General features: G+C 20.6%; 1 pseudogene. It reads left to right on the top strand.

Annotated elements, in window-relative coordinates:
• A pseudogene (locus tag AMN73_RS04410) lies at positions 1-544 on the top strand (hypothetical protein); the annotation flags it as partial.

Raw genomic sequence — 544 nt, 5'->3', positions numbered from 1 at the left:
AATAATATATCAAATAATTTTCAAAGACTATCTAAGTCAACTACTTTAAATTTAGGTTTTGGTGGAAGTGGACCAATTCGTTATTTAGCACTATTAAAAGAATACATGCCCAAAGATGTTAAAAATTTGTTATATTTTTATTACGAAGGAAATGATCATTTTGAAACAATAAAAGAATATCAGAATCCTTTTTTAGTAAAATATCTTAATGATGGTTTTTCTCAAAATTTAATTAATAAACAAGAAGATATTGACAAAATTTTAAATAAAATTTTGTCAAAACATTCAATAAAATTAAAAGAAAAACTTGATTTAGAAAATAAAACTTACTCTAAAATAGTTAAATTTCTAAAGTTAAATAACTTCAGAGTTTTAGTTGCTAATTTTTTACCAGAAAGGTACAAGCCAGCAATTGATCAGAGAAAAAATTATAATTTTGATTATCAGTTATTTGAAGAGAATTTATTTGAAGTTTTAAAACAAACAAAAAAGTACATAACTAAAAATAAAAAAATAAATTTTTATTTTATTTATTTGCCAGATT

The organism is Candidatus Pelagibacter communis, from assembly GCF_001179965.1.
In the GTDB taxonomy this organism is placed as follows: Bacteria; Pseudomonadota; Alphaproteobacteria; order Pelagibacterales; family Pelagibacteraceae; genus Pelagibacter.
The sequence above is the reverse complement of the archived record's forward strand: the minus strand, read 5'-3'. Positions and strand labels throughout refer to the sequence as shown.